Annotated in this window: 8 protein-coding genes; 4 read left to right on the top strand and 4 right to left on the bottom strand. The window is 66.8% G+C overall.

Annotated elements, in window-relative coordinates; translation table 11 throughout:
* Window positions 1-60: 60 nt before the first annotated feature.
* Genes PSU4_RS18855 through PSU4_RS18870 form a run of 4 tightly spaced genes read right to left on the bottom strand, consistent with a single transcriptional unit; the run spans window position 61 to window position 3,950 of the window.
* Entirely contained in the window at window positions 61-1,278 is a 1,218-nt protein-coding gene (locus tag PSU4_RS18855; RefSeq protein ID WP_147110097.1) for an FAD-dependent monooxygenase, read from the bottom strand.
* Window positions 1,279-1,288: 10 nt separating this feature from the next.
* Window positions 1,289-1,969: a maleylpyruvate isomerase family mycothiol-dependent enzyme gene (locus PSU4_RS18860; RefSeq protein WP_281290705.1), complete on the bottom strand. Its 681-nt coding sequence runs from the start codon at window positions 1,967-1,969 to the stop codon at window positions 1,289-1,291.
* Complete coding sequence (locus PSU4_RS18865; protein WP_147110122.1) at window positions 1,966-2,814, bottom strand: fumarylacetoacetate hydrolase family protein; 849 nt, start codon at window positions 2,812-2,814, stop codon at window positions 1,966-1,968. Before PSU4_RS18865 ends, PSU4_RS18860 begins: the two co-directional genes overlap by 4 nt.
* The gene (locus PSU4_RS18870) at window positions 2,811-3,950 is read right to left on the bottom strand and encodes a cupin domain-containing protein (protein WP_147110101.1); all 1,140 of its coding nucleotides are present in this window, start codon (window positions 3,948-3,950) and stop codon (window positions 2,811-2,813) included. The genes PSU4_RS18865 and PSU4_RS18870 overlap by 4 nt, the downstream gene beginning before the upstream one ends.
* 48 nt (window positions 3,951-3,998) lie before the next feature.
* On the opposite strand from PSU4_RS18870, the gene PSU4_RS18875 reads away from it, so the two are divergent.
* The 4 genes from PSU4_RS18875 (at window position 3,999) to PSU4_RS18890 (ending at window position 8,121) form a co-directional block, all read left to right on the top strand.
* Window positions 3,999-4,823 carry an IclR family transcriptional regulator gene (locus PSU4_RS18875; protein WP_147110103.1) on the top strand — a complete coding sequence of 275 codons (825 nt, stop codon included), beginning with the start codon at window positions 3,999-4,001 and terminating at the stop codon, window positions 4,821-4,823.
* Window positions 4,824-5,177: 354 nt separating this feature from the next.
* Window positions 5,178-6,572: an MFS transporter gene (locus PSU4_RS18880; protein WP_147110105.1), complete on the top strand. Its 1,395-nt coding sequence runs from the start codon at window positions 5,178-5,180 to the stop codon at window positions 6,570-6,572.
* 59 nt (window positions 6,573-6,631) lie between these two features.
* Window positions 6,632-7,135 (top strand): pyridoxamine 5'-phosphate oxidase family protein, encoded by a 504-nt coding sequence (locus PSU4_RS18885; protein ID WP_147110107.1) that lies wholly within the window; start codon window positions 6,632-6,634, stop codon window positions 7,133-7,135.
* A gap of 14 nt (window positions 7,136-7,149) precedes the next feature.
* Window positions 7,150-8,121 (top strand): NADPH:quinone reductase, encoded by a 972-nt coding sequence (locus tag PSU4_RS18890; RefSeq protein WP_147110110.1) that lies wholly within the window; start codon window positions 7,150-7,152, stop codon window positions 8,119-8,121.
* Window positions 8,122-8,409 lie beyond the last annotated feature (288 nt).

Raw genomic sequence — 8,409 nt, forward strand, 5'->3', positions numbered from 1 at the left:
CACTACCGCCGCCCTGCCCGGTGAGTGTGTCTCGGGCCGTTGACCCGGACGAGCGGGGGATCAGAGCTCCGAGCCGTAGAGCCAGTCGATATAGCGGTAGTCGTGGGTGTCTCGGTCACGGAGCAGCGCGTTGCGGGTGTCACGGAAGAGACCACCGCAGTGCCACAGATCTCCCCACTGACGAGCTCGTCGCTGGACCGTCGCTGTGCGGACGGTCCGGAGTGCTGTGTAGCTCTCGAGAGCCCGGTCCCAGTCGGTCTGCTCACCGTCGTGGTACTTCTCGGCTTGCTCCGCGAGGCATACCGCGTCCTCCAGTGCCTGGCATGCGCCTTGCGCGAGGTACTGGAGCATGGGGTGGGCGGCGTCGCCGGTCAGGACCACGCGTCCGTCCACCCAGGAGTCGATGGGCTCGCGATCGAACATCCGCCACCAACGGTTTCGCCACAGGTACGGCAGGCCGGCGCGGACAGATTCACACGTGCCTGCGAATGCGGCGCCGAGCTCGTCCGGGGTGCCCCAGTCCTCCTCGCCGGCGAGGGCCTTCGGGGACTGGAAGACCGCCACCTGGTTGAACATCTCGCCACGACGGAGGGGGTACTGCACGAAATGACATGCGGGACCGACGAAGACGGTCACGTCCTCGAGGGCGAGCGCATCCTGGTCGGGCATGTCTGACAGCGGGACCGCGCCCCGGTAGGCGACGTATGCCGAGCTGATCGGCTGGTCGTCGCTGAGCCGGCTGCGCAGCTGTGAGTTCAACCCGTCGGCCGCTACCACGATGCTGCCCGTGTCACGGCGCTGGTCGCTGACCGCTGTGGCGTGGTCTGGGCCGGTTTCGACCTGCTCGACCTTCGTCGCGGTGACCAGCTCGATCCCGGCATCTCGGCACGCCTGCACCAGGATGGTGTGCAGGTCGCTGCGGTGGATCACGACGTAGGGCGCGCCGTAACGTCGCCCGGCGTCTTCGAGGTCGAGTTGGGTCAGAACCTGGTTGTCGACGGCGTCTCGCATGATGAGCCGCCTTGGGGTGACACCCTGCTCGATCACATCGTCGAGCAGACCCCACTCCCGGAGCACGCGGGTGGCGTTGGGCGCCATCTGCAGGCCCGCGCCGACCTCACCGAACTCCGCGGCCTGCTCAAGGACCCGGACAGTGCGGCCGGCGCGGTGCAGCGCGAGCGCGGTGCCGAGCCCGCCGATGCCGCCGCCGACGACAATGGCGTCCACAGGGGCTCCCGATCCGCCCGTCCCGGACACGTCGATGGACGCTTCGGTCATTGAAACTCCTCTACAACCAGCGGGGCAGACCCGGCAGCGACGGTTCTGGGTAGCGGCCGACCAGCCAGGCAGCAGCGGACGCGAGCGGAAGGGAGACCGTCGTCGGGTCGCCGTCCCCGGCGATGTGGTGGGTAGTGGTCGGTGTGACGAGCGTGATTGCAGGGCCCGGCCGTGCGGAGCGCCAGACTGCGACGTCGTCGAGCAGTGTTGTGAGGAACGGGCTGGGGAGGTCGGTGAATGTTGTGCCTGCGTCCAGATCGACGACGTGGATGCAGGTCTCACGGGCCCGCATCCACCAGATCTCGCTCGCCGGGACGGTGCGCCCCTGCGCCGTCACGACCTCGACCGGCCATGCCTCGTCCGGGAGGCTCGACGCGGCATAAACCAGCTCGCGGGCCGTGTCCCGGACCCAGGCACGCAGGTCCGGGCGAGCTGCCCCGTTTTCGATGTCGGCTGCCCGCTGCGTCGGCGAGGCGTACATCGGGGTCTCGACCCCGGTGCGCGCCCACGCGAGCAACCGACAGATCGCCTCGGCGTTGGACGCAACGTGGGCGAGGAGGTGGCGGCGTGTCCAGTTGGGCAGCCGGCAGCCTTGGTCGAGGTCGGCCGCGGACAGATCAGCGACGTCGTCGAGCAGCATCCGGGTCCCGGCCTCGGCCCAGGGACGTGCGTCCAGGGCGACCCCGGTCACGCGGGCACCCGCGCAGCTGCACGAGCCACGTTGCGCTGCTCGCCCAGACCGGCGAACGAGGTGGTGAGCACGGAGCCGTCGTAGAGGTAGCGCTTGGGTTCGCGTGCGTGGCCGACCCCGCCGGGAGTGCCGGTGGCGATGACGTCGCCGGGGTGCAGCGTGAGAATCGTCGAGATGTACGACACCAGCTCGACCGGGTCGAACACCAGGTCTCTGGTGTTCGCGGACTGGACGGTTTCCCCCTCGACGGCACAGCTGAGTTCGAGCTCCGGGTGTACTCCGCCCGGCAGCTCGTCCGGGGTCACCAGGTACGGGCCGAACGGCGTCGTGGCCTCGAACGTCTTTCCCTGGAGCCACTCCGCTGACCGGTACTGCCAGTCGCGCATCGTTACATCGTTGAGCACGGCGAACCCGGCGATCGCAGCCGAAGCCTCCGCTGGACTCGCCCGCCGCACCGTCGATCCAACGACGACGGCGAGTTCGGCTTCCCAGTCGACGGCCGACGAGGCTGGGTCGAGGGTGATCTCGTCGTTCGGACCGATGAGGGCCTCGGGGTACTTCGCGAACAGGGTGGGAAACCGCGGGAGCTCACGCCCCATCTCAAGGATGTGGCTGCGATAGTTGAGGCCGACACAGAAGATCTTTCCGGGGCGGGTCACCACGGCGCCGAGGTCGGTGCTGCTGATGTCGTGGCGCAGTCCGTCTGCCTCCTCGGCGCGACGACGCCAGCCCGGGTCCGCGAGCAGCTCGCCGACGTCTGACGGCCCGATCTCGACTGCCGTCGTCTCGCCATCGACGCGCGCAGCGCGTGAGCCCGCCGAGGTTCGCAGGGTCGTCAGTTTCATGAGTGGTCTCCGTCGACGTGAACTCGCGCCGCGTGCAGGCTTTCGAAAATCGGGGTGTCCGCGAACCGGAACAGATCCAGAGATGTCCCAGCCGTAATGGTCATCGGCTGCCATGAAGGCACCGCAACCAGATCACCGCGCTCGACGTCCCAACGCCGGCTGCCGACCTCGACCGCGCCGGCGCCCTCGAACACCTGCCACACTGAGGAGCCGACCTCGCGGCGGGCAGCGGTAGTGACACCTGAGCGCAATCGATGCATCTCTGCGCGGATCGTCGGCATGACGTCGCCACCGGTCGTGGGGTTGGTGAAACGGACCGCGGCGTGGCCGGCCTCGACAACACCGGGATGCCCCTCGGCCTCCAGCTCCAGCTGGTCGTGCAAGGCAGCGTCCGTGTGCTCCCAGCGGTAGGCGGCGATAGGCGAGCTCCCCGAAGAGCCCGGCTGCGACACAGGGCGCAGACCAGGGTGTGCCCACAGTCGTTCGGACCGCGACAGTGCCGGGGTCGAATGGTCCTCGACAGCGTCAGGGCCGTGTTCGGAGAACCCGGAACCGACGTAATGAGAGAACGGGATGTCGAGTCCGTCGAGCCAGGCCATGGGCGTGCCGGACTGGTTGTGGTGACCGTGGAATCGCCAGCCAGGGGTGAGTAGGAAATCCCCGCGGCGCATGGCGACAGGATCACCGTCGACCACGGTCCAGACGCCTTGACCTTCGACCACGAACCGGAACGCGTGCTGGCTGTGGCGGTGCACTGGGGCGTCTTCACGGGGGTTGAGGTACTGGATGGCCGCCCACAGCGTGGGGGTGGCATAGGGGGCTCCACCCAGCCCGGGGTTTGCAAGTGCGATAGCCCGCCGCTCGCCGCCACGCCCAACCGGCACGAGAGTGCCGGAGCGTTCAGCGAGGTGGAGCAGATTCGCCCATCGCCACGTGTGGGCCTGCGCCTGCGGGCGTGGGCTGGGCGGCATCAGATCGCCGATCTCGGTCCAGAGCGGGACGAGGAGTTCGTCCTCAAAGCTGCGATAGAGCTCGTTCAGCTCCGGTGTCGGTTCGGGCTGCCGGGGGCCCTCGGAGGCGCGCAGGTTCACCGGCGACCCAGCGCCTGTCTGTTGGTGTGCGGCCGTGGCTGTCATAGGCAGGAGACTAAAGAGTTTCCGCAAAACGAGCGCTACAGTTCTGATGTGAAGAACAAACCGACGTACGGAATCGACTCGGTCGACCATGCCCTGCGCTTGGCGACGATTTTGCAGCAGGAGGGGCCGCTGCGGGTCACGGAGGCCGCTGCGCGGTTGGGCGTCGCACGTTCCACGGCCCACCGCCTGCTGGCGATGCTCGTGTACCGGGACTTCGCCGAACAAGACCACGACCGCCGGTACGTTGCCGGCCCGATTCTGCGCGCCCAACCGGTAACCGAGCCGGTCACCGAACTGCGTCGCATCGCACTTCCGCACCTGGCGATCCTCACGACACGGACGATGGAGACGAGCAACCTGATGGTGCTCGTCGGCGACCAGATCCGGTTCGTCGCGACAGCCGAATGCGACCAGGTGCTCCGAGTCGGCGATCGCGAGGGGCGCGTACTCCCGGCCCACCTAGCCTCCGGGGGTCGAGCTCTGCTCGCCGCCCTCGAACCTGACGTCCTTCGCGCACTCTTCGACAAGTCCAAGTCCGGCGTGACCGACGCCGATGCACTTCTGCGGTCGTTGCGCCGAATCCGTCGACAGGGCTTCGCACTCAACGAGGAGCTCACCGAGACCGGCCTCACGGCGATTGGGTGCGCCGTGCCCGAGTCTCCGAAGTCGCTGCCCGCAGCGATCTCGATCGCGATGCCGACGGCTCGCTATCAGAAGGACCGCTTGCCCGAGTGGGTCAACCTCCTGGCCGCAACCGCGGAGGCCATCGCGCGGGACCTCGAACTCGCCGCCGCTTCGCGGGAAGAGGAAGGATACGGTGCCGGTTCGACCGCCGCGCGCGCCGGATCAAGATCGGGACAGCTAGGTGGGTGAGTCTGCGTCGCACCGCCCCCACGCCAGGTGTATGTCCGATTTTCCGGCGGAGGAACAGGTCTTCGCCTCAGGGCGAGGGCGCCCAGAGGTTCCTTGGTGAAGAACGCTCACTTGCCTCGTCCAGAGCCACCATCGTCTCTGACACGCGCACCTTCGGAGCCGAATGACGGTCTACCAGCAGTGATGTTTGGCTTCGTGACCACAGGGACTCGTCTGTCCTGCCGAATGTTCTGGTGTGCGGAAATCTCTAGGCCGTTCCTGTGATGAATGCATCTACTGGGAGCCCGCATCGACCGCTCAACGGTCGACGCTGTCCCTCACAGCATGTTCCCGACCCCTCACGGAGTGGCCTCAATGAACGAGTCACCACCACACAGCGCGCAGAGTCGCCCCGGCACGGGCGTCAAGGCCCGACTCGGGGCACAGGTCGGGTTGTTTGTCGACATGTTCGATGTCTATCTCCCAGTCATCGTTCTCGGACCGGCGTTGGCCTACTTCGTGCCACAAGGGATGTCGGAGTCGACGAGCCGGATCGTCGCCGCCGCGATCTTCGTGGCCACCCTCCTGGGCCGCCCCGTCGGAGCACTGATCTTCGGCCATCTGGCCGACCGTCACGGACGACGGCGCGTCACGATCGTCTCCCTGTTCGGCTTCGGGCTGTGCACCCTGGCAATCGCACTGCTGCCCGGCTACGGCACGCTCGGCCTGACCGCGATCGTTCTCCTCGTGGCCCTGCGATTCCTTGATGGCGTCTTCCTCGGTGGGCAGTACACCGCGGCGACGCCGCTTGCGTTGGAGCAGAGTCAGAAGTCGCGCAGAGGATTCGACGGAGCGGTCATCATGACCGGCTTCCCGCTCGCATATTGCACAATTGCCCTGCTCACCTTCGGCCTGCTCCTCGTAGTTCCGGTGGGCGGCCCGGACTCGCCCTATGTGACGTGGGGCTGGCGGATCCCGTTCATCATCGGCGCGGTACTTGCCCTCGCGTGGGCTGTCTGGTATGCGCGGAACGTCCACGAGTCGGAGGCGTGGACCAACGACAAGCAGAAGAACCCGGGGCGCTCGCCCCTCGCAGAGCTGATGCGTGGCGGTAACCTCCGGGGCTTCCTGCAGGTCTTCGTGCTGATGTCGGGCGTGTGGCTCGCCTTCAACATGATCGGCGCGGTGCTACCAGGCGTGCTCAAGACCAGTGGTCGGCTCACCAGCGTCGAGTCCACCCTGGTGCTCGTCATCGCCTACGCGCTGCTGGCCGCGAGCTATCTGGGCGCCGGTGCGCTGTCGCAGCGGATAGGGCGGAAGACGTTCCTTCTCGGCAACGGTGTTCTGATCACGGTGGTCGCTCCAGTGCTGTTCTGGCTGGTGGCGAGCGGCAGGGTGCACGGCGCTGTCCCCGTCGGGGTCGTTGTGGTGCTGCTGGTGCTGGTGGTGGTGTCGATCTACTCCGTCGTGAGCACCTACATCGTTGAGCGCTTCCATGTCGGCGTCCGATCGAGCGCATACGGACTCGGCTACACCGCAGCCGTCATCATCCCCTCGTTCTACGCGTTCTACCAGGAAGGCCTGTCTCAGCTCATGCCTTACGACATGACGCCACTGGTCTTCCTCGCGCTCGGCGGCTGTCTCGTCATTCTGGGTGCGGTGCTGGGACCCGAGACCAAGCACGTCGACCTCGGATCGGCGTCCGCGGGCGTTGAAGAGGCTCCACCGGAGGGTGAACGCGACACAGCCTCAAGCAGCGTGACCCCGTAGCCGTGTCCCGCAGCCCGACATACGTTGTGCGGGACGGATATCTGAAAGAGAGAGGCTTCATGGCACTCATCGATCAAGACATGCGCAGCATCGTGGAGAGGGCTTGGCTCGCGTTCGCAGCAACCGTCTGCGAAGACGGCTCGCCGAATCTTTCCCCGAAGGGCTCGCTTCGGGTCTACGACGACGAGCACCTCATCTTCATGGATATCGCCTCTCCGACCACGATGGCGAACCTGAAGCGGGACTCGCGCATCGAGATCAACGTCATCGACGTCTTCAGTCGCCGCGGCTACCGTTTCAAGGGCAAGGCGGCGTTCGCCCAGCCTGCTGAGGCCGAGTACGAGTGGTTGAACTCCTGGTTGCTCGAGCTCAACGGCCCCGGGTACCCGGCCAACGAGGTCGCGATCGTGCACGTCGAACAGGCGCGCCCGATCTTGTCCCCGGCCTACACCTGGGGAAACTGCGAGCAGGAGCCCCTCACCGCTGCGTGGGAGGAGCGCTATCACAAAACTGTGGCGGAGGTTCATCTTGGCGCGCCCCCCGCTGGGGGGCCCGAGCAGTGACTGTTCCAAACTCCATGCGGGCGGCGTACATCCGCGAGACGGGTGGTGTGGAACGAATCGAGGTCGGGGACTTGCCGACCCCGACGCCGGGTCCGACCGATGTGCTGATTCGAATGGAAGCCACCGCCGTCAACCACGTCGATCTCTTTGTGCGCTCCGGCGCGTACCAGACACATACACCGTTCCCGTTCGTCATCGGGCGTGACATCGTCGGTACTGTGGCCGCTGTTGGATCGGGCGTCGCTCAGTTCGAACCGGGTGACCGGGTGTGGTGCAACAGTCTGGGCCACGCCGGCCGGCAAGGCACGTTCGCTGAGTATGCTGTCGCGCCCGTCGAACGCGTCTACTCACTTCCGGAGCAGGTAGCGGCCGAAGATGCCGCCCCGGTCTTGCACGCGGGTGGGACGGCCTTCCTCGGACTGTTCCGCAAGGCCAACCTGACCGTCGGCGAGACGGTGTTTGTCGCCGGTGCCGGCGGAGCCGTGGGGAGCGCGGTCGTGCAGCTCGCGTCGACGGCAGGCACACACGTCGTGGCAACCGCGTCACGGCAGGATGCGACGTGGTGTATCGAGTGTGGTGCCGAGACAGTCGTGCCCTACGACGCCGAGGACCTCGATGAGCGGCTCAAGGCAGCGGCCCCGAACGGCTTCGACGTATGGTGGGACAACAGCGGCCGGAATGACTTCAGCCGAGCGCTTCCGCTGATGCGCCAGGGCGGCCGTGTCGTGGTGGTGGCCGGTCTCGGGGCAACGCCGGCTCTTCCGGTCGGTCAGCTGTATGTGCGTGACGTGAGCTTGCGCGGTTTCGCCATCAGCAATGCATCCGTGTCAGATCTCGCGGACGCAGCCGAGGCAATGAACGACGCGCTCTCGCGCGGACTGCTACGCGGTCGGGTCGGTGCGACCTACACGCTGATGGACGCCGCCAAGGCCCATGCGGCTATGGAGTCCGGATCAGTGAACGGGCGGATCGTCGTCCGGCCGTAACGTCCACTCCGTCGGGCGACTGTCACCGGTCGACTCTGCCCCGTCCCGCCTGGGAAGCACCTGAGCTTCCGCAGCTTCACGCGGTCGCCAGCGGCCTTCGCGCGCCGCCGCCTGCTACAACCGCTGTGAAGAAGCGGCCGTTTCGTCCCGTTCGAGGCGGCGGCCCAGAACCCGGACCATGGCGTCTCACAATGCAGACGTACGAAGAGGAATCTCGACCGCTATGGCCTTCTCAGTCCAGATGCCCGCCCTCGGTGAGAGCGTCACCGAGGGCACGGTCACCCGATA

The organism is Pseudonocardia sulfidoxydans NBRC 16205, assembly GCF_007989085.1.
Lineage (GTDB): Bacteria > Actinomycetota > Actinomycetes > Mycobacteriales > Pseudonocardiaceae > Pseudonocardia > Pseudonocardia sulfidoxydans.